Genomic DNA, 25,722 nt, shown 5'->3' on the forward strand with positions numbered 1-25,722 from the left:
AAATATCCTCATCGTCAATGTCCACGCTCCAGCAGACCGACCACGCGCACCTGACCCGGGCGATCGAGATCGCCGGGGCCGGCCGCGGGCGTGTGAGCCCGAATCCGCTCGTCGGTGCGGTGCTCGTGAAAGACGGGCAGGTGCTGGGGGAGGGCTTCCACGCCGAGCTCGGCGGCGCGCATGCCGAGCGCGCCGCGATCGCCGCCGCCGGCGAGGCCGACCTGCGCGGCGCGACGCTGTACGTCTCGCTCGAGCCGTGCGCGCACACCGGCCGCACGCCGCCGTGCACCGAGGCGATCCTCGCCGCCGGCATCGGCCGCGTCGTGATCGCGTCCGAGGATCCGACGGACAAGGCCTCCGGCCGCGGCCCGGGCATCCTGCGCGACGAGGGCGTCGACGTCGAGTTCGTCGACGGCGAGCTGGCGGCGCAGGCGCGGCTGCTCAACCAGCCGTTCCGCAAGCACACGCGCACGGGGCGGCCGTGGGTGCTGTTCAAGTCGGCGATGACGCTCGACGGCAAGGTCGCGACCCGCACCGGCGACTCGAAGTGGATCTCCGGCGAGGACTCGCGCCTGATGTCGCACCACTGGCGCGCCGAGTGCGACGCGGTGGCGGTGGGGATCGGGACCGCGCTGACCGACGACCCGCGGCTGACCGCCCGTATCGAAGGGGTCGCGCGCCAGCCGCGCCGGATCGTCTTCGACTCCGAGGCGCGGCTGCCGCTCGACTCGCAGCTCGTGCGCGGCGCGTCCGAGGTGCCGCTGACGGTCGTGACCTCGCGCGCGGCGCCGCGGCTGGCGGCCGACGCGCTCGAGGTCGCGGGCGCCGACGTGCTCGTGGCGACGGGGCCGAACGAGCCGGAACGCGTCCGCAACGCCCTCGCGCAGCTGGGCGCGGCGGGGATCACGTCGATCCTGCTGGAGGGCGGCCCGCATCTGGCGGGCGCGTTCCTCGACGCCGGCGAGGTCGACGAGATCCGCCTGTTCCTCGCGCCCGTCGTGCTCGGCGGCTCCAGCGCGCGCGACCCGCTCGAGGGCGAGGGCGCCGAGCGCATCGCCGCGGCGACGAGGGCGCTTCAGCTCGACTGCCAGCGCGTCGCCGGCGACGTCCTGATCACCGCGCGCATGCGGGAGTGGTAGGTGTTCACCGGGCTGGTGGCTGACCTCGGGACGGTCACGGGCGTCGACGCGACGGCCGACGGCGTGCGGTTGGCCGTGCGGACGTCGCTGGCGCCGGAGATCTCCGAGGGCGACTCCGTGGCCGTGAACGGCGTCTGCCTGACGGCGACGGCGATCGCGGACGGCGCGTTCTCCGCGGACGTGATGCAGGAGTCGCTGCGGCGGTCCTCGCTGGCCGAGGTGGCGGAGGGCTCGAGCGTGAACCTGGAGCTCCCCCTGCGCGCCTCCGACCGGCTGGGCGGCCATGTCGTGCAGGGCCACGTCGACGGGGTCGGCGTGGTGCGCGAGCTGCGCGACGACGGCTTCTCGCGCGTCGTGACGATCGGTGCGCCGGCCGAGCTGCTGCGCTACGTCGTCGAGAAGGGCTCGATCGCGGTCGACGGCGTGTCGCTGACGGTCTCGGCGATCGACGAGGAGTCGTTCTCCGTGTCCCTGATCCCCGAGACGCTCGAGCGCACGACGCTGGGGACGGCCCAGGTCGGCCGGCCCGTGAACCTGGAGGTGGACGTGCTCGCCAAGTACGTCGAGAAATTGATGGTGCGGCAGTGACCCGGCGCCTGTTCGCGACCGTCGAAGAGGCGCTGGAGGACATCCGCGCCGGCCGCATGGTGGTCGTCTGCGACGACGAGGATCGCGAGAACGAGGGCGACCTCACGCTGGCCGCGCAGTTCGCGACGCCCGAGGCGATCAACTTCATGGCCAAGGAGGGGCGCGGCCTGATCTGCCTGGCGCTCACGCCGGACCGCTGCGACGAGCTGGGCCTGGACCTGATGGCGGCCAAGAACGAGTCGCCGTACGAGACGGCGTTCACGGTCTCGATCGAGGCGCGCGACGGCGTCACGACCGGCATCTCCGCCGCCGACCGGGCGCGCACGGTGCAGGTCGCGATCGATCCGGGGTCCGCGCCGCGCGATCTGGTCCAGCCGGGCCACATCTTCCCGCTGAAGGCGAAGCCGGGCGGCGTGCTGGAGCGCACGGGGCAGACCGAGGCGGCCGTCGACCTCGCGCGGCTCGCGGGCCTGAACCCGTCCGGCGTGATCTGCGAGATCATGAACGACGACGGGACGATGGCGCGCGTGCCGGACCTGACGCGCTATTGCGAGCGCCACGGGCTCAAGATGATCACGGTCGCCGACCTGATCGCCTACCGGCGCAAGCACGATCGCCTGGTCGAGCGCGTGGTCGACACGCGCCTGCCGACGGGCTTCGGCGAGTTCACCGCGGTGGGCTACCGGTCGCTGGTCGACGGCAAGCACCACGTCGCGCTGGTCAAGGGTGATGTCGCGGGGGAGCCGGACGTGCTCGTGCGCGTGCACTCCGAGTGCCTGACGGGCGACGTCTTCCACTCGCTGCGCTGCGACTGCGGCGAGCAGCTGGAGAGCGCCTTGGCGATGATCGAGCGCGAGGGGCGAGGCGTCCTGTTGTACCTGGCCCAGGAGGGCCGCGGGATCGGGCTCCTGAACAAGTTGAAGGCCTACAACCTCCAGGACCGCGGGCTCGACACCGTCGACGCGAACCTCGAGCTGGGCCTGCCCGTCGACCTGCGCGACTACGGCATCGGCGCGCAGATCCTCGTGGACCTGGGATTGAGCTCCATCCGGATCCTCACCAACAACCCGAAGAAGATCCGCGGGCTCGAGGGCTACGGGCTCTCGGTGACCGCCCAGGTCCCGATCGAGCACGCCCCGAACCCGCACAACGAGGCGTACCTGCGCGCCAAGCGCGACCGCCTCGGCCACACGCTCCACCACCAGGGGCTGGCGCTGGACGAGCAGATGGTGCACGACGAGCAGGTCCACGACCGCGAGCGCGACGCCCGATGACGTTCGCGATCGTCGTGGGGAAGTTCTACGAGGACCTCGCCGCGCGCCTGGTCGCCGGCGCCCAGGGCGCGTTCGCCGAGGCGGGGGTCGGGTCGGCCGAGGTCTTCGAGGTCCCGGGCGCGTACGAGCTGCCGCCGGCGGCGTCGTACCTCGCGGACAGCGGCCGCTACGCCGGCGTCGCCTGCCTCGGCGCGGTCATCCGCGGGGAGACGTCGCACTACGACTACGTGTGCAACGAAGCCGCCCGCGGGATCATGGACGTGCAGCTGCGCACGGGCGTGCCATGTGCCTTCGGCGTCCTGACCGTGGAGAACATGGACCAGGCGCTCGCCCGCACCGGGGGCGGGAAGCGCGACCAGGGCGCGCATGCGGCGGAAGCGGTGCTGTCGCTCGCGCGGCTCCGGGCGGCGCTGGTGGGCTGAGCGAGGCGGCCCGCGGCTCGCGGGCGCGCCGGGGCGCGGCTTGCCCGGTCTCGGGCGCCGCGGCGCGCGCGGTCTCCGCGCCGCCTCGCCCCGGCGTCGCCCCCGGTCGCGGTCTCCGCCCACGGCCGGCGGACTGCGCGTCTCGCCGGGGTCTCCGCTGCCGTCTTCTGCGGCCCGGCGAACTGCGCTGGTACGGGAGTGGGTCAGCTTGCCTACGCGGCTCGCGGGGCGTGATGATCGCGCCTCGCGGGGCTCGCGGGCGTGGTGGTCGCGGCTCGCGGGTTTCGGGGCTTCGTGATCGTTTGGTGCGGCGCGCCGCGGGGGTGCCTCACGAAACTTCGATAGTTCGAAGGTTTGTGCGGCACCTCCGGATCGTGTGCGCGCTGGTGTTCGTTTGTGCGCGTTGCCCGTCGGCGGCTGGTCGCTTCTGTTCGCCGGCGGTTGCCCGGCCCGATCCGGACCCTCTCCCTTACCCGCGCAGTTCCCGTGCGCTAGTCGCCCTTGCGCGCGTGCTTGCGGGCGTCCTTGAGCTCCTTGGAGACCTCGCCGGCGGGGTTGTCGCCGTAGGTGTCGAGCCGCTGCTGCAGGATCTTGATCGCCTCGTCGTGGCGCCCGCTCCGGTTCAGCGCCGCGCCCTCCTCGAAGAGCGCGTAGCCGCAGGGGTCGAGCTGGTGGGCGTCGCCGCAGGCCTGCAGGGCGGCCTGGGCCTTCGACAGCGCCGTCGCGTAGTCGCCCGCCAGGCGGGCGTCGTATCCCGCGAGCTGGAGCTGGCGGGCCTGGGTGAGGTCCGGCTTGCCGGAGGACGCCGTCGTCGGTGTCGCCGTCGGCGTCGTGGTGGCGGTCGGGGTCGCGGTCGGCGTCTCGGTCCTGTCCGGGGTCGCCGTCTCGGTCGCCGTCGCCGTCGGCGTGCGGGTCGCGGTGGCTGTCGCGGACGGCGTCGCCGCGCTCCGCGGGCCGCCGCCGTCGTTCCCGCCGCGCGACGCGAGCGCCACGACGCCGATCACCGCGACAACGAGCAGCGCCGCGAGGCCGGCGAGCAGCGCCGCGCTCCCCCGCCGCCGCGTTCCCGCGGTGGAGTTGTGCCCGTTCGAAGGCGTCCGCCGCGGCCCCCGGTCAGCCGCGCTCGCGGGCACCGCCGCGCCGTGCTCGAAACGGTCCCAGGGGCCTCGGCCCGGAGTGCCGCGATCGCCGCTCGGGCCCGCGCCCGGCTCGGCGCCTCCGCCGCCCCCGCCGCGCCAGAGCCCAGCCGCCGCGCCACCCGCGGCAGCCGGGCCACGCCCGCGTCCCAGCCGCCGCGTCTTCGCCGTGCCCGGCTCCGTCACCGCCCGCTCGAGCGCGTCCGCGAACTCGGCCGAGGACCTGTAGCGGTCCTTCGGCTCCTTCGCCAGCGCCTTCTCCAGCACTGCGTCAACCGCCGCTGACAGCTCCGGGTCCCGGGAGGACGGCGGGGGCGGCGGATCCTCGACGTGCGCCCGCGCCTGGGCGGCGAAGTGCTCGCCCTCGAACGGGCGCGAGCCGGTCAGCAGCTCGTAGGCCACGACGCCGAGCGAGTAGCGGTCCGAAGCGGCGGAGGCGGGCTCGCCCATCGCCTGCTCCGGCGAGATGTAGGCGGCCGTCCCGAGCACCTGGCCGGTCGCGGTCAGCTGGTCCTCCCACGCGAGCCGGGCGATCCCGAAGTCGGCGATCGCGAGCCGGTCGTTGCCGTCGAGCAGCAGGTTGGCGGGCTTGACGTCGCGGTGCACGACGCCGGCGTCCTCGGCCGCGTCCAGCGCCTCGGCGGCCTCGTGCAGCCACCGCATCGCGAGCGAGCGCGGGATCTCGCGCCCGGACCTCAGCCGGTCGCCGAGCGTCCCGCCGCGCATGATCTCCATCACCATGAACACGCGCCCCGCGTGCTCGCCGACGTCGTAGATCGTCACGACATGCGGGTGCGAGGACAGCCCGGCGGCGGCGCGCGCCTCGCGCTGGAAGCGCCGGCGCGCGCGCTCGTCCTCCCCGAGATGGGAAGCCAGGATCTTCACCGCGACATCGCGGTCAAGGAGCTCGTCGTGTGCCTCCCACACTGCGGCCATTCCACCGCTCGCCAAGTGGCGTACGACGCGGTAGCGATCGGGCAGGGAGATGCGGGCCGGGGTCGCCGGTGGCATCGCATCCACGGTACCCGACAAGCACGATTCACAATACGCCCGGCGCGCCTCCTATACTTGCGGGCCGCATGGCTCGAATCTGTCACTCCTGCGGCAAGCGCCCCGCCTTCGGTCAAAGCCGCTCGCACTCGATGGTCGCCACCAAGCGCCGTTTCGACGCGAATCTCCAAAAGGTCCGCATCGTCGAGAACGGCGCGCCGAAGCGCGCCTATGTCTGCACGCGCTGCCTGAAGGCCGGCAAGGTGACCAAGGCCTAGGCAGGGGTCGGGCCCCCTCGTGGCCGATCCGAGTCTTCTCCGCTTCCGCCTCGTCGTCGAGGCGGCGCTCGCGCAACTCGAGTCGCGGCGTGAAGAGGTCAACGACCTCAACGTGTTCCCCGTCGCCGACGGCGACACCGGGGACAACATGGCGCTCACGCTGCGCGCCGTCCTCACCGAGCTGGACAACCTGTCCACGCAGGGTGAGATCGACGAGATCGGCCGCGACCAGATCGTCGACTCCGTCGCCCGTGCCGCCCTGCTCGGCGCGCGCGGCAACAGCGGCGTCATCCTCAGCCAGCTGATCCGCGGCGCGGCCGAGGAGCTCATCTCCCGCCCGGGCGAGCTGGTCGATCCGGTCCTGGTCGCCGCCGCGATGGCGCGCGCCGCCGACCGCGCGTACGGCTCCGTCCGTGAGCCGGCCGAGGGCACGATCCTCACGGTCGTGCGCGAGATGGCGGCCCGCGCCGCGAGCGAGATCGCGCACATGGCCGAGCCGCGCCTGCAGCACCGCGTCGACGACGCGACGCAGAACGAGATGCTCGCCTACGTGCTCGAGCATGCGCTCGAGGCCGGCGAGGCATCGGTCAAGCGCGGCCCCGAGCTGCTGCCGGTGCTGCGCGACGCCGGCGTCGTCGACGCCGGCGGCTACGGCCTCACGATCGTCTTCGCGGGCGTGATCGCCGCGCTGCGCGGCACCGAGCCGCCGCCGCTGGAGCACTATGCGCCGGCGCGCGTCACGCATCCGCAGCATCAGTCCTCGACCTACCGCTACTGCACGAACTTCGCCGTCACTGGGACCGATCTCGAGCCCGGCCCGTGGCTGGAGAAGCTCGAGCTGCTCGGCGACAGCGTGCTCGTCGTCGGTGACCGCCACACGCTCAAGATCCACGTCCACACGAACGAGCCCGAGCGCGCGACGGACCTGTTCGCCGGCGCCGGCGAGGTCTCGCGGCTGGACGTCGCCGACATGCACGAGCAGGTCGGCCAGCGGACCGAGCGCCTGGCGGAGGCGATCCAGACGTGCGGTGTCCTCGCCGTCGTGGCGGGCGACGGGATGCGCGAGCTCTTCGAGAGCCTCGGCGCCGCCGTGCTCGACGGCGGCCCGACGCTCAACCCGTCCACCTACGAGCTGCTCGCGGGCATCCACGAGGTCGCCGCCGAGCAGGTCGTCGTCCTGCCGAACTCGCCCAACGTCCGGATGGCCGCCGAGCGCGCCGCGGAGCTGTCGGAGAAGGCCGTCCGGGTGATCGCGACGCGCTCGATGCAGGCCGGGCTCGCCGCCGTGGTCAGCCTCGAGCCCTCGCGCGACGCGGAGACCAACGCCGCCGCGATGGAGGAGACGCTCCAGCACGTCCGCACCGGCGGCGTGACCAAGGCCGCGCGCGACGACACGCGCGGCCGCTTCCGCCGCGGCGACTCCGTCGGCTTCATCGACGAGGAGCTCGTCGCGTGGGGCGAGCCGGGGGAGACGCTCGGGATCGTGCTCGGCGAGCTGGGCCGGGAGGCCGAGCTGCTGACCGTGATCGAGGGCGACGGCGCGCCGCTCGAGGGCTCCGCCGTCGCCGCGCTGGCGCCCCGCGGCGCCGAGATCGAGTTCAGCCGCGGCGGCCAGCCCGCGTGGTGGTGGCTCGTCTCCGCCGAGTAGCCGACCGGCGCGGCGATCACAATCGGTGACGTGGTTCCGACCGCGTTCGCGACCAGCGACCCGCTCCCGCCCGAGCCCGGGCCGGCGCGCTACCCGCGCCCGTCGCGCCTGGACACCCCGCTGGACCCGAAGGCGGGGGAGAAGGCCGCCAAGGGCGCGGAGCGGCTGGGCCTGACGACGATCGGCGCGCTGCTCGAGCACGTTCCGCGCGACCGCCGCGCCGCGCGCACGCTGGCCGAGCTGCGGATCGACGAGGTCGCGACCGTCGTCGCCGAGGTCCGCTCGATCACGAGCCGCGCGGTCCGCCGGCGCGGGATGAAGCCGCTGGTCGAGGCCGTCGTCGCCGACGGGACCGGCACGATGAAGGCGACGTTCTTCAACCAGCCCTGGCTGCAGCAGCGCTACCGCCCCGGCACGCGGCTGCTGCTGACCGGCAAGTACCAAGGCCACCGCGGCTTCCGGGTCAACGAGCACGCGCCGACCGGCGAGCTGGTCGCGGCCGGCGAGGACATGGCGACCTACCCGGCCACCGAAGGCCTGACGTCGGCCCAGATCGCCGCGCTCGTGCACGAGTGGCATCCGATGGCGCTCGAGGCGCTCGAGCCGCTCCCCGCGCGCCTGCGCGCCCGCGAGCGCCTGCCCGACCGCGGCGGCGCGCTGATCGCCGCCCACCTCGGCGACCAGGAGACCGGCCGCCGCCGGCTCGCGTTCGACGAGCTCCTGCTGCTGCAGATCGCGCTCCTGCGCCGCCGCGCACGCCGCCGCGAGGGCGCGCGTGCGGAGCCGCTGCAGGAGCCGGACGCGCTCACGACCCGCTGGTTGGCCGATTCGCTGCCGTTCGCGCCCACCGGCGACCAGCGCGCCGCGATGGACACGATCGACGCCGACACCGCCGAGGACCGCCCGATGCAGCGCCTGCTGATGGGCGAGGTCGGCTCCGGCAAGACCGTCGTCGCGCTCTACGCGATGCTGCGCGCCGTCGAGTCCGGCGGCCAGGCGGCGTTGATGGCGCCGACCGAGACGCTCGCCGAGCAGCACTTCGCGACGCTGCAGAAGCTGATGCCCGGCGAGCTCGTGCAGGCGGCGCTGCTCACCGGCAGCACACCCGCCTCGCGCCGCGCCGACATCCTCAACAAGCTCTCCAGCGGCGAGCTGAAGCTGCTCGTGGGTACGCACGCCCTGATCGAGGACGCCGTCGAGTTCGACCGCCTGCTCGTCGCCGTCGTGGACGAGCAGCACCGCTTCGGCGTTCGCCAGCGCCGCGCGCTGGACCGCAAGGCCCCGGCGGGACTGAGCCCGCACGTCCTGCACATGACGGCGACGCCGATCCCGCGCACGCTCCAGCTGACCAACTACGGCGACCTCGACGTCACCGTCCTGCGCGAGCTCCCCGCGGGCCGGCGCCCGATCACGACCTACGTCGCCGGCACCGACTCCGAGCGCGCCCGCGCCTACGAGCGCATCCGCGAGGAGCTCGACGCCGGCCGGCAGGCGTTCGTCGTCTGCCCGCTGGTCGAGGAGTCCGAGGCGCTGCAGGCGCGCGCGGCGACCGCCGAGTACGAGCGCCTGAAGGCCGGCGAGCTCAAGGACTACCGCGTCGTGCTCCTGCACGGGCAGATGCGCCCGAAGGAGAAGCAGGAGGCGATGCTGTCGTTCGCCGACGGCGGGGCCGACGTGCTCGTGGCCACGACCGTGATCGAGGTCGGCATCGACGTCCCGAACGCGACCGTGATGCTCGTCGAGGACGCCGAGCGCTACGGCATCTCGCAGCTGCACCAGCTGCGCGGGCGCATCGGCCGCGGTGCGCACGACTCGCTGTGCCTGTTGTTCGGCCCGAAGGAGTCGCGCCGGCTGCGGGCGCTGGCCGAGCATCGCGACGGCTTCCGGCTCGCCGAGATCGACCTCGAGCTGCGCGGCGAGGGCGAGATGATCGGCGTGCGCCAGTCCGGCATGCAGCTCTACCGCTTCGCCCGCCTGCCGGGCGACGAGGAGCTGCTCGAGCGCGCCCGCCACCACGCCCGCAGCATCCTCGACGCCGACCCGCGGCTCGAGCTGCCCGAGCACGTGCTGCTCGAGGACGCGATCCAGCGCGCCTATGGCGCCGATGCGCTCGAGCCGATCCCGGCGTAGCTTGCGCGTCATCGCGGGCATCCACGGCGGCCGCACCCTCAAGGCGCCTCCGGGCTCCGCCACCCGGCCGACTTCGGACCGCGTGCGCGAGGCGCTGTTCTCGATCCTGGGCGCGCGCGTGCAGGACGCGCGCGTCCTGGACCTGTTCGCCGGGTCCGGCGCGCTCGGCATCGAGGCGCTCTCGCGCGGGGCGGCGCAGGTGGTCTTCGTCGACGACGCGCCGGCCGCGATCCGGGCGATCCGCGAGAACCTGGAGGCGCTGCGGCTGCATGCCGAGATCCGGCGCGACGACGCTCTCCGCCACCTCCGCGGCGCATCCGAAGGCGGCGCGCAATACGATCTGGTCTTCCTCGACCCCCCGTACCGGCTCGCGGACCGCTTGGCGGGCCGCCTGTCGGAGGCCCTCCCCGCCGTGCTGGCGCCCGGGGCGGTGGCGGTGGCCGAGAGCGACAGACGGGCGCCGCTCGCGCTCGACCTGCCCCTCCACGACGAACGGCGCTACGGCGACACCCTGATCCGCATCTATGGCTCCTGATCCACGCATCGCGGTCTGCCCCGGGTCCTACGATCCCGTCACGAACGGGCACGTGGACATCATCTCCCGCGCCTCGCAGATGTTCGACGAGGTGATCGTCGCGGTCGTGAACGCGTCGGTGCGTAAGAACAAGTCGTTGTTCGACGCCGAAGAGCGGATCGGCTTCATCGAGCGTGCGACGGCGCATCTGGACAACGTCCGGATCGAGCCGTTCGCCACGCTGGTGGTGGATTTCGCGCGTGAGCGGGGGGCCCGCGCGATCGTCAAGGGGTTGCGTGCGATCTCCGACTTCGAGTACGAGTTGGAGATGAATCAGCTCAACCGATCGCTGGCCTCGGATGTGGAATCCATCTACCTGATGGCCTCGCCGCAGTACAGTTTCCTGTCCTCCAGCGGAGTGAAGGAGATCGCCACCTTCGGGGGCGACGTCTCCAAGCTCGTGCCGGAGGAGGTCGCCCTGCGTTTGAAGGAAGCGCTGGGGCGGTAGCGAATCTTGGGAGCGCCATGGACGTCCTCGTATTGATCGACAAGCTGGACGACCTCGTCCACAACGCCAAGCCGGTGCCGCTGACGGACACCGTGCGCGTCGACAAGGAGGAGATCTACGACATCCTGGATCAGATGCGGGCGACGATCCCTGAGGAGATCAAGCAGGCCCGCTGGATCGTCAAGGAGCGTCAGGAGATGCTCGCCGAGGCCAAGCGCGAAGCCGAGCGCATCGTCAAGGAGGCGCGCGAGCGCCAGGAGCAGCTCGTCTCCCAGCAGGAGGTCACCCGCCAGGCCGAGCGCGCGGCGGAGGACATCATCGAGGACGCCCGTGCCCGCGAGCGCGAGATCCGTCTCGGCGCCGAGGACTACGCGGACGAGATCCTCAACACGCTCGAAGTGAACCTGTCCAAGTTCATCGCGGCCGTACAGCGCGGGCGTGAGCGGCTCCAGGGCCGCGACGAGCCCGCCGAAGTCGGATAGAGGGCCTCCGGCTCACAGACTTGGCCCGATCCTACGGGGACCGGGTCGCGCTCGACGGCGTGTCGTTCGACGTCGCGCCGGGGCAGATGTTCGGGTTCGTAGGCCCCAACGGCGCGGGCAAGACGACCGCGATGCGGATCGTGCTCGGCGTGCTCGAGCCCGATCGGGGGTCGGTCGAGTTCAACGGCGGCCCGGTGGATCTCGCGGTGCGGCGGCGCTTCGGCTACATGCCGGAGGAGCGCGGGCTGTATCCGAAGATGCGCGTGCGCACGCAGCTCGAGTACCTCGCCTCGCTGCACGGCGTGCAGGACGCCGCCGCCGCGGCGGATGGCTGGATCTCGCGCCTGGGCCTGAGCGAGCGCGCCGGCGATCGCGTCGAGCAGCTGTCGCTGGGCAACCAGCAGCGCGTGCAGCTGGCCGCGGCGCTGGTGCACGAGCCGGCGCTGCTCGTCCTGGACGAGCCGTTCTCAGGCCTCGACCCCGTGGGCGTGGACGTGCTGTCGGGCGTGCTCGCCGAGTACGCGGCGACGGGCGTGCCGGTCGTCTTCTCGAGCCACCAGCTGGACCTGGTCGAGCGGCTGTGCGACGCGGTGGCGATCATCAAGGACGGCCGGCTCGTGGCCTCCGGCGCCGTCGAGGAGCTGCGCGCCGCGCGCGGCGCGACCTTCCGGGTCGTGGTCGACGGGCGCGAGCGGCTGATCGAGGGCGCCGACGCGGACGCGATCCTCGACGCGGCGCGCTCGCAGGGCTCGGTCACGTACTTCGCGCAGGAGCGGCCGACGCTGACGGAGCTGTTCCGCGAGGCCGTGGCGTGAGCAGCGTCCGGCTGGTCGCGCGGCGCGAGCTGACCGAGCGGGTGCGCGAGCGCTCGTTCCTCGTCTCGAGCGCCATCACGCTCGTGATCGTCGCCCTCGTCGTGGTCCTCCCGTCCGCGCTCGGGCTCGGCGGCGCGTCCAAGTACACGGTCGCGGCCGGCGACGCGCACTCGGCGCAGGTGCTTCAGGTGGCCCAGCGGCTCGACGAGCGCTTCGACGCCGAGCTGACGGTGGCGCCGCGGGCCGGTGTGACGCTGCGCGACGGCGTCATCCACGCCAAGGAGGAGCCCGACGACAAGCTGCTCAACCTGCTCCAGGTCGCCGACCAGCAGGCGGGCGCGCCGGAGCGGCCGCCGCTGCGGCTGGTGACGGCCAAGCCGGTCGACCCGGAGCGCGACGCGAAGGCCGGCCTGGCCTTCATCACGATCTTCATCCTCTACGGCCAGCTGCTCACCTACGGCGTCTGGGTCGCGTCGGGCGTCGTGGAGGAGAAGTCCTCGCGCGTGATCGAGGTGCTGCTGGCCGCGATCCGGCCGCGCGACCTGCTCGCCGGCAAGGTGCTCGGGCTCGGGCTGCTCGGGCTCGGCCAGCTGCTCGGCGTCGCCGCGTTCGGGCTCGTCGCCGGCGCCGCGACCGGCGCGATCGACGTCACCGGCGAGGTCGTCGGCTCGGTCGCGCTGTCGCTGGCCTGGTTCGTGCTCGGCTACGCGTTCTATGCGTCCGCGTTCGCCGTCGCGGGGGCGCTCGTCCCGCGGCTGGAGGAGCTCCAGACCACGACGACGCCGCTGACGATGACGATCGTGGTCTCGCTGCTGATCGGCTTCGCGGTCAACGACGACCCGGGCGGCACGCTCGCACACGTGACGTCGTTCATCCCCATGACGGCGCCGATCACGATGCCGCCGCGGATCATCCTCGGCGAGGCGCCCGCGTGGGAGGTGGCCGCGTCGATCGCGATCACGATCGGCGCGACCCTCGCCCTGATCCCCCTGGCCGCGAGGATCTACGCGGCCACCGTGCTGCGGACCGGCTCGGCGGTCAAGCTCGGTGAGGCGCTCCGGCTGGCGCGGAGCCGAGTGGCTCACTGAGCCACTCCTCCCACTCGGCCTCGGCACGCGCGGCCAGCGCGGGCGCGTCGTCGCCGAACAGGCGCTGGCGGACGAACGCGTGCGTCTCTTCGCCGGGGCCGCCGGCGCCGAGGAAGCCGAAGCCGGGCGCGGGCTCTTCCAGCAGCAGCGAGAGGTAGCCGTCCTCGACGCGCGTCACCGTGCCGGCGAGCCGCGGTCCGCGGCTCGTCGCGATGCGGTCGCCCGGCGCCGGCCGCTCGGGCACGCCGAGCGCCTCGCTGATCGCCGTCCACGCCTGCTCGCGCGGCGCGTCGACGATGCGCGCGGACGCGAACCCCGCCGCACGCCGGCCGGGGAAGTGGGTCAGGTACAGGCGCAGGTCGTCGAGCGCGCCGGGCCAGCCGGTCGAGAAGCTCTTCACCGCGCGCTCCCACGCGTCGCCGGTCCCGAACCCGCTCTGCACCAGGCGCACGACGCACGTGCCGCCCGAGCGCGCTTCGACGAGGAACTCGGTGGCGACGAGGCCGGGCTCGGCGTCCGGCGCAGGCTGGTAGTCGTCGGTGTAGGCGAAGCGGCGCGGCCGCTCCGCGGCGGTGATCGCCGACGTCGTGTCGAGCCCCGGCCCGTGATGCTGGACCATCCGCTCGCCGTCGATCTCGGCGGGGACGAACCAGGCGCTGATGCCCGGGCCGGTGGCGATCGCGTCCCAGACCTGCTCGGGCGTGCCGGGGACCTCGACGTCGAAGCTGAGCTCACGGGGTGTCATCGGGTGCCTCCTCCTCGGGGAGCGGGTGGGCGGCGACGACGAGCCGGTGCGGGCGCCCGCCGTCGTCGTGGTACTTCGCGGCGAGCGCGGTGACCGCCGCCGCCAGGTCGTCGGCGAAGGCGGCGCGGGCCTGCGGCGTCGCGAACGCGATCTCGGTGTCGATCGTCAGCGTGGCCACGGGGCCGCGGCGCGCGACCCGCCCGACCTCGCGCACGAGCCGGGCGGCGACGGCGATCAGGTAGCGGGCGGAGAGGCGGTCGGCGGCCGGCGACGTCTCGTCGCGCGCCGCGCCGCCCACGGCGGCGGGGTCGACGAAGAACGCCCGCGCGGTGGCGGTCACGACGCGCTCGGTGAGCCCGCCGTGCGCGCGTTCCTCGTGCAGCGCCACGAGGCCGTGGGCCTCGAGCTGGCGCAGGTGGTAGTTGACCTTCTGGCGCGGGAGGCCGACCTTCGCGGCGAGCGAAGCCGCGGAGTGCGGCGTCGCCAGCTCGGCCAGCAGCCGCGCGCGGATCGGGTCGAGTGCGGTGATCGCGGCCTCGGGCCGTTCGATGACCTCGACGTCGTGCATTGACAAGAAAGTTTGTCAAGCCCTACGGCTGAAGTCAAGAAGGACCCGCGAGGGCGACGCGGCAGCACCGCGCGCGGGCGCCGCGCCTACTCGCTCGCCGAGGCGACCAGCGAATCGATCGTGCCGAGATGCGCGCGCACGCGCTCTGCCATCCCGTCCAGCACCCGGCGCGCCTCCTCGATGCCGCCCGCGGCGTTCGTGAGCTGCACCTTGATCCGGCGCACGTCCTCCATCGCGCCCAGCGCGCGCTCGACCTCGCCGCGCAGCGCCAGCGCGTCCAGCCCCGAGGCGTCGCCGCGCGCCATCACCACGCGCGCGCGGGCCAGCGAGTACGCGACCTCGAGCGCCAGGCGGGAGCCCTCGTCCGGGTCATAGACGACGAAGAGCTTGTCGCCGCCGACCTCGCGCAGCGCCGGCGCGCGCGCCGGCAGCTTCTCCTCGGAGGGCACGACCCAGACGCCGTAGTCGGCCGATCGCGTCGCCATCGCCTCCTCGAGCTCGGCCAGCGCCTCCTTGCGGGACTTGCGCGAGTTCTTGGCCTCGAAGACGATCCGGCCGCGCGGGGCGCCCGAGCAGCCGTCGATGTCCACCACCACGTCGCCCTTGCGGCCGCCGAGCCCGCGCAGGTCGCCCACGGCGTCGCAGTCGTCGCCCTGCCCGCGCGCGATCGCGTCGATCGCGTCCGCCACCGCCTCCTCGTACGGACGTCCCTTGGCCGCCGAGCGCTCCAGCTCCGCCGCCACGCCCTGCGCCTTGTCCTTCTCCGCCTGCAGCTTCTGGATCTCCAGGTTGAGCGCGATCATCTGCTCGCGCATCCCGTCGAGCTGCTGCTCCTGGCGCATGGCGGCCTCGCGCGCCGCCCGCAGGTGCGCCGCCTTGAAGTCCGCCAGCGGGTTCGACCCGTCGGCCGAGGAGAATTGCCGCAGCAGGTCCTCCCGCATGCGCGCGGACTGCTCGTTCATCACCGCCTGCAGGCGATGTTGCACGGCGGCGGACGACTCGTCGCCGAACAGCCGCTGCAGCTCGCGGGCCAGGTGCCCGTTCTCGGCCCCGAAGACCTCGTCGACCTTGGTGCCGAAGAACTCCGCCACGACGCGCGCCTTGTCGGTGAACGCCGTCTCCACCTCGCGCGAGACCTTCTCGAACTCCCCGCGCACGAACTCGGCGTCGATCCCCGCGTGCTCGCGCTCCAGCACGCGCGCGCCGATCTCGATCGCGTCGTTGACCACCCGCGCGGCGTCCTCCCCCGCGTCGATCCGCGCGCGGACGAACGCGGCGGCCGCCGGATCGTCGACGACGAGGTTCTCGACGAGCACGCGCCCCATGAGGACGTGGACCCGCTGCTGGCGAAGTGGCGTGGCGGCTTCCATGACGGACAAGCCACGGTACGTGCGTCAGCGGACGGAGAAGCCCTCGAGGCCCTCGGGCTCCTCCGCGCTCACGTCCACCTGCGTCACCGAGGCATGGCCGGGGCCGCCGCGGACGAAGCCGACCATCGCCTCGACCGCCTCGTGGTCGCCCTCGAACACGGCCTCGACGGTCCCGTCGGACGTGTTGCGCGCCCAGCCCGCCACGCCTAGACGCTCTGCTTCCCGGCGCGTCGCGTCGCGGAAGAACACGCCCTGCACCCGGCCGTGCGCGATCACCCTGCGGCGAGCGACTCCCACCTGGGTACCGTAGACCCATGAGGAGCGTTAGCGAGCCGTGACCGCGCTCGAGGGCGAGCTCGACGCCTGCGGCGGCGCCGCCGCTCCGGCGACGGCGACCGCTCGCCTGCGCCAGGTCCTGGCCTCCGCCCTCAAGCACGGCCGGGACGAGCTCGCCAAGCCACGCTCCGGCTACGAGGCGCCGGTCGAGATCGGGATCGCCGCCCAGAACGGCGGCCTGATCGCCGCGACGCCCGCGGAGGCCGCCCTGCGCGCCGATCCGCAGGTCGCCACGGGGCGCGAGTGGCTGCTCGTCGCCGCCACCGTCGGGGCGCTCGTGGAGCTGGCCGGAGCCCAGGCGCCGCACGGCCCGCATGACCTCAAGCTCAAGGCGGGGGAGCTCCCCGGCGGCTTCCTCGTGCTCTCCTATCCCGGCTGCGAGCTCGACCCCGAGCTCGTCGAGCTGGCCTTCGAGGACCACGCCGGCACGCTGGACCGCCTGCGCGCCCGCGCCTACGCGCTCCCGCCGGGCGTGATCGACGAGGTCGAGCTGCGCGATCCGATCGGGGCCGGGCACCCCTTGCGCGTCGCCGAGGCGGTCGCGCGGCTCAACGGCCACCCGGCGGACCCCAAGGAGGTCGAGGCCAACGAGGAGACGCTGTACGACCTGCTCGGCCGCGGCGATCACGCGACGCGTCCGCACGAGGACCCCGATCCCGGCCGGCGCGTCGCCCGCCGGATCCTCCAGCGCCTCGACGGCATGGGCAAGTGGGGCGGCTACCACACCGAGTTCGCGCACCTGGCGCGCGGCTTCGCCGGAAACGATCGCGCGCTGGCGCAGGAGGTGGGGGAGGCCCTGCTGACGGCCGGCCTGCTCGCCGAGAAGCCGTCCGTCGGCCAGCGTCACGTGTACCTCAATTCGCGAAGGGCAGCGGAGATCCGCCGAATGATCGACACCGGCGAGGTCCCAGCGGGTATGAAGCTGCCCACGCGATGAAGAAGATCCCAATACCCACCGAGCTGGTCACCAAAGTCGAGACGCTCGTCACGCTCACGCGCGCGGGGATCGTCCATCCGGAGCGCCCGGATCACATCTTCCACACCGTCCGCTCGCTGATCCGCTTCGGCACCACGCCCGCGGCCGGCTACAGCGCCGACGCGCGCAACTACGCGAACCAGCCGGCCGTGATCGACGAGCTGGGCACGCTCAGCTTCCGCGAGGTCCACGAGCGCAGCAACGCGCTCGCGCACGCCCTCGCGGACGACGGCATCGAGGCGGGCGACAACGTCGCGATCATGTGCCGCAACCACCGCGGCTGGATCGACGCGACGGTCGCGTGCTCCAAGCTCGGTGCCAACTCGCTGTTCCTCAACACCGCGTTCTCGGGCCCCCAGCTGGCCGACGTCGCCAAGCGCGAGAAGCCGAAGGCGGTGATCTACGACCACGAGTTCGCGGACGTCCTGCACGACGCGGCACGCAGGCGCAAGCGCTACGTCGCCTGGCACGACCCGGAGGACGGCTCCAGCAGCGACCCGCGGCTGGAGGACGTGATCGCCGGCGGTGACGCGTCCGACGTCACGCCGCCGCGCGAGCAGGGCCGCGCGATCATCCTGACGTCCGGCACGACCGGCTCGCCGAAGGGCGCCAACCGCTCGATGCCGAGGTCGATCGACCCGATCGCCGCGCTGCTCTCGGTCATCCCGCTGCGCTCGCGCGAGAAGACGATGATCGCCGCGCCGCTCTTCCACGCCTGGGGCTTCGCCCAGTGGGCGCTCGGCATCAGCCTCGCCAGCACCGTCGTGCTCAAGCGCAAGTTCGACGAGGAGGCGACGCTCTCGCTGACCGCCCAGCACGAGTGCACGGCGCTCGTCGTGGTGCCGGTGATGATCCAGCGCATCCTCGAGCTCGACGACGAGGTGCTCGACCGCTACGACCTGAGCAAGGTCCGCGCGGTCCCGGTGTCCGGCTCGGCGCTCCCCGGCTCGGTCTCCGACCGCTGGATGGACCACTTCGGCGAGAACCTCTACAACCTCTACGGCTCGACCGAGGTCGCCTGGGCCACGATCGCCACGCCGCGCGATCTTCGCGAGGCGCCAGGGACCGCGGGCAAGCCGCCGCGCGGCAGCGTCGTGCGGATCTACGACGACGGCGGCCGGCCGGTCGCGCGCGGGGAGACGGGCCGCATCTTCGTCGGCAACGACGTCCAGTTCGAGGGCTATACGGGCGGCGGCAACAAGGACGAGATCGACGGGTTGCTCTCCTCCGGCGACGTCGGCCACTTCGACGACGCCGGGCGCCTGTTCATCGACGGCCGCGACGACGACATGATCGTCTCGGGCGGCGAGAACGTCTTCCCGGCCGAGGTCGAGGACCTCCTGCACAACCACGACGCGATCGCCGACGTCGCCGTCTTCGGCGTCGAGGACGAGAAGTTCGGCCAGCGGCTGAAGGCGGTGATCGTCACGCGCAACGGGGCCAAGCTGAGCGAGAAGGACGTCAAGGACTACGTCAAGTCCAACCTCGCCGGATACAAGTCCCCGCGCGACGTCGTGTTCCTCGACGAGCTCCCCCGGACATCCACCGGAAAGGTGCTCAAGCGCGAGCTCAAGGACGTCTCCTGATCGGACGCCGGATGCGTCCGTCCGATGCGGGCCGGATGCCCGCAGCGGCTACCGTATTCGTCATGTCCCAGCGCACCGACACGTTCGATCTCGGGCGCCTCCGGCTGACCTCCGGCGAGGGCCGCCGGCTGGACCTCGACGTCCACGTCGACCCCTTCTCCTATGGCGGATCGCAGTACTCCGTCGACCCGGAGCTCGTGCGCGCGCGCCTGGACGTCTCCCGCACCACCGGCAGCGGCTGGGCGCTGCGGCTGCGCTTCGAGGCGGGCGTGACGGGTCCGTGCATGCGCTGCCTGGAGCCCGCCCAGCCGAGCTTCGCGGTCGACGCCTACGAGATCCACCAGCCCGGCACCGCGGACGAGGAGATGCTCTCGCCATACGTCGACGCCGAGGGCGCCGAGGTCGACCTCGAGGCCTGGGCGCGCGACGCGCTCGCGCTCGCGCTGCCTGCGCAGCTGACCTGCCGGCACGACTGCGCCGGCCTGTGCCCAGAGTGCGGCGCCAACCTCAACGAAGAGCCGGAGCACGCCCACGAGGCGGCTCCGAGCGCGCGCTGGGCGAAGCTCTCCGAGCTGAAGTTCGACTAGCGCGCGCGGTTCGCTACCCTTCTGCGTCGCCTATGGCCGTCCCGAAGCAGAAGCAGTCGCACGCGCGCACCACGCAGCGCCGGAGCCAGCACAAGATCACCGCCCCGGCGGTGAACGGCTGCCCGCAGTGCCACCGGCCGCGCCGTCCGCACCGGGTGTGCCCGCATTGCGGGTTCTACGCCGGTCGCGAGGTCGTGCACGTGCACGACCACGATCACGACCACGACCACTAGAGCTCTCACCGTCGCGGTCGACGTCAACGGGGCCGACAAGGGCCCGGTTGAAGTAGCCCGCGGAGCCGCCCGCGCCGCCGCGGGTGGGATCCGCGTCATCCTCTTCGGTCCCGCCGCTTCGATCGGCGCGGTGGCCGACGGGGTCGAGGTCGTGGACGCCCCGGTCTCGATCGCCAAGGATCCGGACCCCGCGCGTGCCGTTCGGGCGAACCCCTCGTCCTCGATCGTGCAGGCGGTCGCCGCCGTGGCCGCGGGCGACGCGGACGCGCTCGTCTCCGGCGGCTCGACCGGCGCCGCGCTGGCGGCCTCGCTGTTCACCTTCAAGCGCGCGCGGGGCGTGCACCGGCCGGCGCTCGCACTGATCGTGCCTGTACCGGGCGCGCCGTTCCTGCTGCTCGACGCGGGCGCCAACGTGGAGGTGCGGCCGGAGCACCTGGTGCAGTTCGCGCACATGGGCGCGGCGTTCATGGAGGCGGTCATGGGCGTCGCCTCCCCGCGGGTCGCGCTGCTCTCGAACGGGACCGAGGCGTCCAAGGGGCCGGAGAACGTGCTCGCCGCCCACGCCGCGCTCGCCGGGATGCCCGGCTTCATCGGCAACGTCGAGGGGTTCGCGATCGGCACGGGCGTGGCGGACGTGATCGTCGCCGACGGGTTCACCGGCAACGTGGCGCTGAAGGTGATGGAGGGGACCTCCGCGGCACTGCTGGGCGCCGTGCGGGGAGCCGCGATGTCCTCGCTGCGGTCCAGGCTCGGCGGCCTGCTGCTGCGGCCCGCGCTGCGCGGTCTGCGGTCGGAGATCGACCCGGAGGAGCAGGGCGGCGCGGTCCTGCTCGGGCTGCGCAAGCTGGTCGTCGTCCCGCACGGCTCCTTCGGCGAGCGCGGCTTCGCGCGCGCGATCGAGGTGTCCGCGCGCGGGGTGCGCGAGGACGTCGCGGGGCGCACGCACGAGCGGCTTGCCGCGGCGGGCGCGCTGCGGCGCGCCGAGGGGGCGTCCGAGGCGGCCGCTAGCGTGCCGGAGACGCCATGACCCGTGACGACGTGTTGAGTCTCATCCGCGAGCACCTTGCCGACGAGCTGGAGCTCGATCCGGCGCGCATCCAGGAGACCACGCACTTCCGCGAGGACCTGTCGGCCGACTCGCTGGACCTCTACTCGCTCGTGCAGGAGCTGGAGGACACCTACGGCATCAAGATGCCCGACGAGGACGCCGCGCGCATCCACACGGTGGGGCAGGCGGTCGACTTCGTGCTGTCCCACACCCCGACGAGGCCCTGACCGCTGCACGAGCTCCACGACCTGCTCGAGCGCCTGCCGGACGACCTGGCCCGCCAGGTGGTGACGCACTCGTCATGGACGGAGCGGCGGGAGGAGTCGTACGAGCGGCTGGCCTTCTTGGGCGACTCCGTGCTCGGGCTCGCCATCACGACGCATCTCTATCCGCGGCTGCAGGCCGACGCCTACGGCGCCGGGCGGCTGACGAAGATCCGCGCGCAGGCGGTCTCGGGCCGCTCCTGCCGGGCGGTCGCCGAGCGGCTGGGAATCCCGGAGCGCCTGCGCGCGGCGGCGCCGCCGGAGCTCGCCGGGCCGGCGACGGAGGCGTTGGCGCGGACCGAACGGGTACTCGCATCGGTGATCGAGGCGGTGATCGGCGCGTGCTATCTGGAGTTCGGCTACGAGAAGGTCTTCGCCGCGGTGGTGGAGGCGTTCCAGCCCGAGATCGAGCAGGCGCTCGCGCATCCTGCGGACTTCAAGTCCGCCCTGCAGGAGCGGCTGGCGCGGCGCGGCACGGTCGTCGCCTACGAGGTGACCGCGGAGGAGGGGCCGCCGCACGAGCGGACCTTCGAGGTGGTCGCGCGCGTGGACGGCGAGGAGATCTCCCGCGGCTCGGGGCGGTCGAAGAAGGACGCCGAGCAGGCGGCGGCGGAAGCGGCGTTGGAAACGATGACGGCGGCGTGAGCGCGTGCACCTGAGCTCGATCTCGCTGAAGGGCTTCAAGTCGTTCCCCGACCGCACGCGGCTGACGTTCACGCCGGGCGTGTCGGTGATCGTCGGGCCCAACGGGTCGGGCAAGTCGAACATCACCGACGCCGTGCTGTGGGCGATGGGGGAGCAGTCGCCGGTCGCGGTCCGCGGGCAGTCGATGCAGGACGTGATCTTCGCCGGCGCGCACGGCGTGCAGGCGCGCGCGGAGGCCGAGGTGGAGGTCGTGCTCGACAACGCGTCGGGGAAGCTGGACCTGCCGGTCGGCGAGGTCGCGATCTCGCGGCGGCTCAACCGCGCGGGGGAGGGCGAGTACCGCATCAACGGCGCCCGCTGCCGGCTCGCGGACGTGATCGAGATCCTGTCCGACACGGGCCTGGGCAAGGAGATGCACTCCGTCGTCTCCCAGGGGCGCGTGTCGGAGATCGTCACCTCCAAGCCGCGCGACCGCCGGCTGCTGATCGAGGAGGCGGCCGGCCTCGGCAAGCACCGCAAGCGGCGCCGGCGCGCGCAGATCAAGCTCGAGCGCACGCAGGACAACCTGGATCGCGCGCTCGACGTCGAGCGCGAGGCGCGGACGCGGCTGAAGCCCTTGAAGCGCCAGGCCGAGGCGGCGGAGCTGCACGAGCGCATCGAGCGCCAGAGCGACGAGGCGCGCTGGACGCTGGCGCGTGACTCGGCGCGCTCCGCCCGGGCGGCGTTGAGCGCGGCCGAGGCCGCGGTGGGCGTCGCGCGGGCCGCCGCCGCGGAGACCGAGGCGGAGCTCGCCGCGGTCGGCAAGCGGCGCGAGGCGGCCGAGGAGGCGCTGTCCTCGCGCGGGTCCGAGCGCGAGTCGCTGTCGTCGCGGTTCTACGCGGCCCGGTCGGCGGGCGAGCGGATCGGCCTGCGGCTGGACGCCGCCGAGCGGCTGGCGGGCGAGCTGACGGACCGCGCGGCACGGCGGCGCGGGCTGATCGCGGCGCTGGAGGCCGAGGCGGAGGCGGACACGGGCGACGACGGCTCGGCCGAGCGGATCGCGTCCCTGGAGGCCGAGCTGGCGCAGCTGGCCGAGGACTATCGCGAGCGGCTCGAGCGGGAGCTCGAGGAGCTCGAGGCGCGTCGCGACGCGGCCGCCGCCGTGCTGGCCGAGCGCACCGAGGCCGCCAACGCCGCCAACGCCGCGCGGGGCGCGGTCGACGCCGCGGCCGACGCCGCCCGCCGCGCCCGGCGCGAGCTGGACACCGCGGCCGAGCGCGCCCGCCGCGAGTCGGCGCGGATCGGCGCCGAGCTCGCCAAGGTCAACCAGTTCCTGCGCTCGCACGCGGGCGCGCCGGGAGGCGCGGCCGCGCTGGCGGACACGCTGACGGCCGCCCCGGGCTACGAGCTCGCGCTCGCCGCGGCGCTCGGGCCCCGGCTCCGGGCCGCCGTCGCCGCCGATCTCGCGGCGGGCGCCGCACTCCTGGACCGCGCCGGGAAGGACGGCGCGGCCGCGCTGATCCTGCCGCCGGCGGGCGACGGCATCGCCCCGGACCCGCCCGGCGCCGGCACCGCCCGCGACACCCCGGACGCCGCCGTCCCCGCAGACCCGCAGGGCGCCGTCGTTCCCGCGGACCGGCCGCACGCCGCCGTCCCCGCGGACTCTCCGCCCGCCCCCGGCGCGGTGCCGCTCTCCGCGCACGTCCGCGCCTCCGGCGACGACGCCGCGCGGCGACTCGCCGCCGCGATCCTCGCCGGCGTCTGGGTCGTCGAGGCGATCGACGGCCTCGCGCCGGAGTTCCGCGGCATCGCGGTCACGAGGGACGGGCGCGTCTGGTCGCCCGCGACGCGCGAGCTGCGCCAGGTCAATCCCGGCGGCGAGGACCGCGTGCTCACCGAGCGCAACCGGCGCGACGCGCTGCTTCAGCAGGTCGAGGCCGCCGCGCAGGCGGAGCGCGCAGCGCTCAACGAGGTCGAGGCCGCGCAGCAGGCGGTCGCCGAGGCGGACGCCGAGCGCGACGCCGCCGAGCGCGAGTCCCGTGCCGCCGCACGGGCGCGCGACGAGGCCGCCGAGGCCGAGAGGCATGCCCGCTGGGTCATCCAGCAGCGCCGCAGCGCGCCCGACGAGGGCGCGACGGCCGAGCGCAAGCTCCAGGTCGAGGCCGCGATCGCGACCGAGCGCCGGCTCGTGGAGCGCGCCGAGCGCGAGCGCAAGGAGCGCCGCCGGCGGCTGGATCACGAGCGCAGGCGGCTGGAGCGCGACGAGCAGCTCAGGCCCGTGGCCGAGCGCTTCGCCGCGGCGCTGAAGGCGGCCGCCGCCGCGATCGGGACGCGCGTCGAGGTGCTCGAGGCCGAGCTGAACGCCGACCGCGCGGCGGGCGAGAAGCTCGCCTCCGAGCTGCGTGAGTGCGCCGCCGAGGAGTCGCGCGTCCATGCCGGCCTCAAGCAGCGCGGCGAGGAGGTCACGCGCGGCGAGGTCAAGGCCCAGCAGGCGCGCGACCAGGCGCAGGACGCCGAGCACGAGCTCACGCGCCTCGCCGCGAAGCTCGGCCTGGAGCCCGAGCCGGCCGGCGAGGCGCTCGCGGACACCGAGCGCGAGGGGCTGGCCACGCGCATCGAGCGCCTCCAGCGCCGGCGCGAGCAGCTCGGACCCGTCAACCCGCTCGCGCAGCAGGAGTACAAGGAGGCGCTCGCGCACGTCGAGGAGCTCGAGCGCCAGCGGGAGGACCTCGAGACCGCGCTGCGCGAGCTCCAGAGCCTGATCAAGGACACCGACAAGCGCATCCGCGAGGCGTTCGAGGAGACCTTCGAGGCGGCCGCCAAGAACTTCGAGGAGGTCGCCGCGCAGCTCTTCCCCGGCGGCCGCGGCCGCCTGCGGCTCGTGCGCGAGGACTCCGGCCCGCGCCCGGTGCTCGGCGGCGCCGACGCGCCCGCCGAGGAGCCGGAGCCCGAGGACTTCGCGGAGGGGCCGGAGGACGAGGCGCCCGAGGACAAGCTGGGCGTCGAGATCGAGATCACGCCAGCGGGCAAGTCGACCAAGCGCCTGACGCTGCTCTCGGGCGGCGAGAAGTCGATGACCGCGCTCGCGTTCCTGTTCGCGGTCTTCCTCGCCCGTCCGTGCCCGTTCTACATCCTCGACGAGGTCGAGGCCGCGCTCGACGACCTCAATATCGACCGCTTCCTCACGCTGCTGCGCTCGTTCAGCGACCGCGCGCAGTTCATCGTCGTCACCCACCAGAAGCGCACGATGGAGGCCGCGGACTGCCTGTACGGCGTCTCGATGGCCGGCAACGGCGTCTCGAAGGTCATCTCCCGCCGGCTCGGGGGCAAGCAGGAAGCCGAGGAGGCCGCGTAGGCATGCGCGGCGGCCGCGAAGCGGGCATCATCGGCTCCGCCCACGTCATCGACGTCGCGGTGCGTATCCAGCCGCGCGCGAAGTAAGCTCTGACGCATGGTTCTCTTGGTCTTCGCGCTCGTCTGCTGCATCGGCGGCTTCGTCGTCGGCGGCTACCTGAGCAGCCGCGAGTAGCGGCTGCCTAGAACAGCAGCTGCAGCACGGCGGCGCACGCGAGCACCACGAGCGCTGCGCAGGCCGCCATCACCGCCGCCGAGACGCCGATGGCGATCCGCGCCGCCCGGCGCCCTGAGCGCCGGACGCGCAGCGGCAGCCGCCGCTCGAACGCGAGCATCAGCGCCGTGCCGAGCACGCCGTCGCCATAGACGGAGCGCTCGGCGTCGCGGACGCGCTCGTTCCAGCGCGCCGCCATCGACCGCGCCTCGCGCCGGCGCCCCAGCGCCCAGCGCGGAAGCCGCGCGAGCCGGCCTTCCCAGTACTCGAGGGACTCGCGGGCGTCGTGGAGATCGGCGGTCCGCATCGCATCCCAGGTTACAGCCGCTTCTCGCCCCAGAACGCGGCATAGCCGTTGCCGTTGTAGTCGGGGATCTCCACGTACCCGGCGTCGCGGTAGAGCGCCAGCGCCGGCGCCATCGCCTCCGCCGTGTCGAGCCGCACCCGCGCGTAGCCCAGCGCCCGCGCCGCGTCCTCGAGCCCTGCCAGCAGCCGCCGCCCGTGCCCGCGACCCCGCGCCGAGGGCAGCGTGTACATCCGCTTGATCTCCGCGACGCCGTCCCGGAGCTTCCGCAGCCCGCCGCCGGCCACCGTCGCGCCGTCCTCGACGACGACGACGTAGGCGCCGCCCGGCGGGCTCATCTCGGCCGCCGAGACCACCGAGGTGCGCTCCGGCGTGACCGGTCCGAGCGTGGCCTCGACCTCGGCCTCCATCGCCGCCAGCAGGGCCACCGCAGCCGGGTCGTCGCCTCGCAGCACTCGCGTCTCGGTCATCCCTGCATCCTGACCGGCGAGGAAATCCCCAT

At 73.6% G+C, this 25,722-nt stretch carries 27 protein-coding genes; 20 read left to right on the plus strand and 7 right to left on the minus strand.

Features of this window, described 5'->3' with window-relative positions; all coding sequences use genetic code 11:
* Positions 1–17 precede the first annotated feature (17 nt).
* The 4 genes from ribD to ribH are packed head-to-tail and all read left to right on the plus strand — an operon-like array spanning position 18 to position 3,423.
* Positions 18–1,139, plus strand: a complete 1,122-nt coding sequence (ribD, locus tag H958_RS0128140) for a bifunctional diaminohydroxyphosphoribosylaminopyrimidine deaminase/5-amino-6-(5-phosphoribosylamino)uracil reductase RibD (RefSeq protein WP_028061100.1) — start codon at positions 18–20, stop codon at positions 1,137–1,139.
* On the plus strand, positions 1,140–1,727 hold the full coding sequence (locus H958_RS0128145) for a riboflavin synthase (protein ID WP_028061101.1): 588 nt from the start codon (positions 1,140–1,142) through the stop codon (positions 1,725–1,727). It abuts the gene before it with no gap.
* Positions 1,724–3,001, plus strand: coding sequence for a bifunctional 3,4-dihydroxy-2-butanone-4-phosphate synthase/GTP cyclohydrolase II (locus tag H958_RS0128150; RefSeq protein WP_304412499.1), 1,278 nt, complete (start codon positions 1,724–1,726; stop codon positions 2,999–3,001). The genes H958_RS0128145 and H958_RS0128150 overlap by 4 nt, the downstream gene beginning before the upstream one ends.
* Entirely contained in the window at positions 2,998–3,423 is a 426-nt protein-coding gene (ribH, locus tag H958_RS40940) for a 6,7-dimethyl-8-ribityllumazine synthase (RefSeq protein ID WP_037411533.1), read from the plus strand. Before H958_RS0128150 ends, ribH begins: the two co-directional genes overlap by 4 nt.
* Before the next feature lie 491 nt (positions 3,424–3,914).
* Here ribH and H958_RS44210 read toward each other — a convergent pair whose 3' ends face one another.
* Positions 3,915–5,570, minus strand: a complete 1,656-nt coding sequence (locus tag H958_RS44210) for a serine/threonine-protein kinase (RefSeq protein ID WP_156028340.1) — start codon at positions 5,568–5,570, stop codon at positions 3,915–3,917.
* A 68-nt stretch (positions 5,571–5,638) separates the two neighbouring features.
* Here H958_RS44210 and rpmB point away from each other — a divergent pair, with 68 nt between their 5' ends.
* The 8 genes from rpmB to H958_RS46930 are packed head-to-tail and all read left to right on the plus strand — an operon-like array spanning position 5,639 to position 13,012.
* Positions 5,639–5,827, plus strand: coding sequence for a 50S ribosomal protein L28 (gene rpmB, locus H958_RS0128165; protein WP_028061103.1), 189 nt, complete (start codon positions 5,639–5,641; stop codon positions 5,825–5,827).
* 19 nt (positions 5,828–5,846) lie between these two features.
* On the plus strand, positions 5,847–7,475 hold the full coding sequence (locus H958_RS0128170) for a DAK2 domain-containing protein (protein WP_028061104.1): 1,629 nt from the start codon (positions 5,847–5,849) through the stop codon (positions 7,473–7,475).
* 30 nt (positions 7,476–7,505) lie between these two features.
* Complete coding sequence (gene recG / locus H958_RS40950) at positions 7,506–9,605, plus strand: ATP-dependent DNA helicase RecG (protein ID WP_051324909.1); 2,100 nt, start codon at positions 7,506–7,508, stop codon at positions 9,603–9,605.
* On the plus strand, positions 9,580–10,140 hold the full coding sequence (gene rsmD, locus H958_RS0128180; protein ID WP_231379390.1) for a 16S rRNA (guanine(966)-N(2))-methyltransferase RsmD: 561 nt from the start codon (positions 9,580–9,582) through the stop codon (positions 10,138–10,140). Before recG ends, rsmD begins: the two co-directional genes overlap by 26 nt.
* Positions 10,130–10,627 carry a pantetheine-phosphate adenylyltransferase gene (coaD, locus tag H958_RS0128185; protein ID WP_028061106.1) on the plus strand — a complete coding sequence of 166 codons (498 nt, stop codon included), beginning with the start codon at positions 10,130–10,132 and terminating at the stop codon, positions 10,625–10,627. Before rsmD ends, coaD begins: the two co-directional genes overlap by 11 nt.
* A 17-nt stretch (positions 10,628–10,644) precedes the next feature.
* Positions 10,645–11,109, plus strand: coding sequence for an ATPase (locus tag H958_RS0128190; protein WP_028061107.1), 465 nt, complete (start codon positions 10,645–10,647; stop codon positions 11,107–11,109).
* A gap of 20 nt (positions 11,110–11,129) precedes the next feature.
* Entirely contained in the window at positions 11,130–11,924 is a 795-nt protein-coding gene (locus tag H958_RS46925) for an ABC transporter ATP-binding protein (RefSeq protein WP_028061108.1), read from the plus strand.
* A complete protein-coding gene (locus H958_RS46930) occupies positions 11,921–13,012 on the plus strand; it encodes an ABC transporter permease (RefSeq protein ID WP_028061109.1) in 1,092 nt (363 codons plus the stop codon). The genes H958_RS46925 and H958_RS46930 overlap by 4 nt, the downstream gene beginning before the upstream one ends.
* Here the strand turns inward: H958_RS46930 and H958_RS0128205 are convergent.
* The 4 genes from H958_RS0128205 to H958_RS0128220 all read right to left on the minus strand — a co-directional run bounded on the left by H958_RS0128205 (position 12,963) and on the right by H958_RS0128220 (position 15,992).
* On the minus strand, positions 12,963–13,757 hold the full coding sequence (locus tag H958_RS0128205) for an SRPBCC family protein (RefSeq protein ID WP_028061110.1): 795 nt from the start codon (positions 13,755–13,757) through the stop codon (positions 12,963–12,965). The genes H958_RS46930 and H958_RS0128205 overlap by 50 nt on opposite strands.
* Positions 13,744–14,325 (minus strand): winged helix-turn-helix domain-containing protein, encoded by a 582-nt coding sequence (locus H958_RS0128210; protein ID WP_028061111.1) that lies wholly within the window; start codon positions 14,323–14,325, stop codon positions 13,744–13,746. Before H958_RS0128210 ends, H958_RS0128205 begins: the two co-directional genes overlap by 14 nt.
* Before the next feature lie 86 nt (positions 14,326–14,411).
* Positions 14,412–15,695 carry a hypothetical protein gene (locus H958_RS0128215; protein ID WP_156028341.1) on the minus strand — a complete coding sequence of 428 codons (1,284 nt, stop codon included), beginning with the start codon at positions 15,693–15,695 and terminating at the stop codon, positions 14,412–14,414.
* 24 nt (positions 15,696–15,719) lie between these two features.
* Positions 15,720–15,992, minus strand: a complete 273-nt coding sequence (locus H958_RS0128220; RefSeq protein ID WP_028061113.1) for an acylphosphatase — start codon at positions 15,990–15,992, stop codon at positions 15,720–15,722.
* Positions 15,993–16,029: 37 nt separating this feature from the next.
* On the opposite strand from H958_RS0128220, the gene H958_RS0128225 reads away from it, so the two are divergent.
* The 8 genes from H958_RS0128225 (at position 16,030) to H958_RS0128260 (ending at position 24,703) form a co-directional block, all read left to right on the plus strand.
* Positions 16,030–16,968: a hypothetical protein gene (locus H958_RS0128225; protein ID WP_028061114.1), complete on the plus strand. Its 939-nt coding sequence runs from the start codon at positions 16,030–16,032 to the stop codon at positions 16,966–16,968.
* Positions 16,965–18,593 carry an AMP-binding protein gene (locus H958_RS40955; RefSeq protein ID WP_051324910.1) on the plus strand — a complete coding sequence of 543 codons (1,629 nt, stop codon included), beginning with the start codon at positions 16,965–16,967 and terminating at the stop codon, positions 18,591–18,593. Before H958_RS0128225 ends, H958_RS40955 begins: the two co-directional genes overlap by 4 nt.
* A gap of 62 nt (positions 18,594–18,655) precedes the next feature.
* Positions 18,656–19,180, plus strand: a complete 525-nt coding sequence (locus tag H958_RS0128235; RefSeq protein ID WP_028061115.1) for a YceD family protein — start codon at positions 18,656–18,658, stop codon at positions 19,178–19,180.
* A gap of 32 nt (positions 19,181–19,212) precedes the next feature.
* Entirely contained in the window at positions 19,213–19,413 is a 201-nt protein-coding gene (gene rpmF / locus H958_RS0128240) for a 50S ribosomal protein L32 (RefSeq protein WP_028061116.1), read from the plus strand.
* Positions 19,394–20,440: a phosphate acyltransferase PlsX gene (gene plsX, locus H958_RS40960; RefSeq protein ID WP_037411535.1), complete on the plus strand. Its 1,047-nt coding sequence runs from the start codon at positions 19,394–19,396 to the stop codon at positions 20,438–20,440. The genes rpmF and plsX overlap by 20 nt, the downstream gene beginning before the upstream one ends.
* On the plus strand, positions 20,437–20,688 hold the full coding sequence (gene acpP, locus H958_RS0128250; protein ID WP_028061117.1) for an acyl carrier protein: 252 nt from the start codon (positions 20,437–20,439) through the stop codon (positions 20,686–20,688). The genes plsX and acpP overlap by 4 nt, the downstream gene beginning before the upstream one ends.
* Positions 20,689–20,733: 45 nt before the next feature.
* Positions 20,734–21,369, plus strand: coding sequence for a ribonuclease III family protein (locus tag H958_RS0128255; RefSeq protein WP_051324911.1), 636 nt, complete (start codon positions 20,734–20,736; stop codon positions 21,367–21,369).
* 4 nt (positions 21,370–21,373) lie between these two features.
* The gene (locus tag H958_RS0128260; protein WP_028061119.1) at positions 21,374–24,703 is read left to right on the plus strand and encodes a chromosome segregation SMC family protein; all 3,330 of its coding nucleotides are present in this window, start codon (positions 21,374–21,376) and stop codon (positions 24,701–24,703) included.
* A gap of 181 nt (positions 24,704–24,884) precedes the next feature.
* Here the strand turns inward: H958_RS0128260 and H958_RS0128270 are convergent, their stop codons facing one another.
* Both H958_RS0128270 and H958_RS40965 read right to left on the minus strand, forming a co-directional pair.
* The gene (locus tag H958_RS0128270) at positions 24,885–25,223 is read right to left on the minus strand and encodes a hypothetical protein (protein WP_028061120.1); all 339 of its coding nucleotides are present in this window, start codon (positions 25,221–25,223) and stop codon (positions 24,885–24,887) included.
* Positions 25,224–25,234: 11 nt separating this feature from the next.
* Positions 25,235–25,690, minus strand: coding sequence for a GNAT family N-acetyltransferase (locus H958_RS40965; RefSeq protein ID WP_051324912.1), 456 nt, complete (start codon positions 25,688–25,690; stop codon positions 25,235–25,237).
* Positions 25,691–25,722 lie beyond the last annotated feature (32 nt).

Source organism: Candidatus Solirubrobacter pratensis (assembly GCF_000425945.1).
Lineage (GTDB): Bacteria > Actinomycetota > Thermoleophilia > Solirubrobacterales > Solirubrobacteraceae > Solirubrobacter > Solirubrobacter pratensis.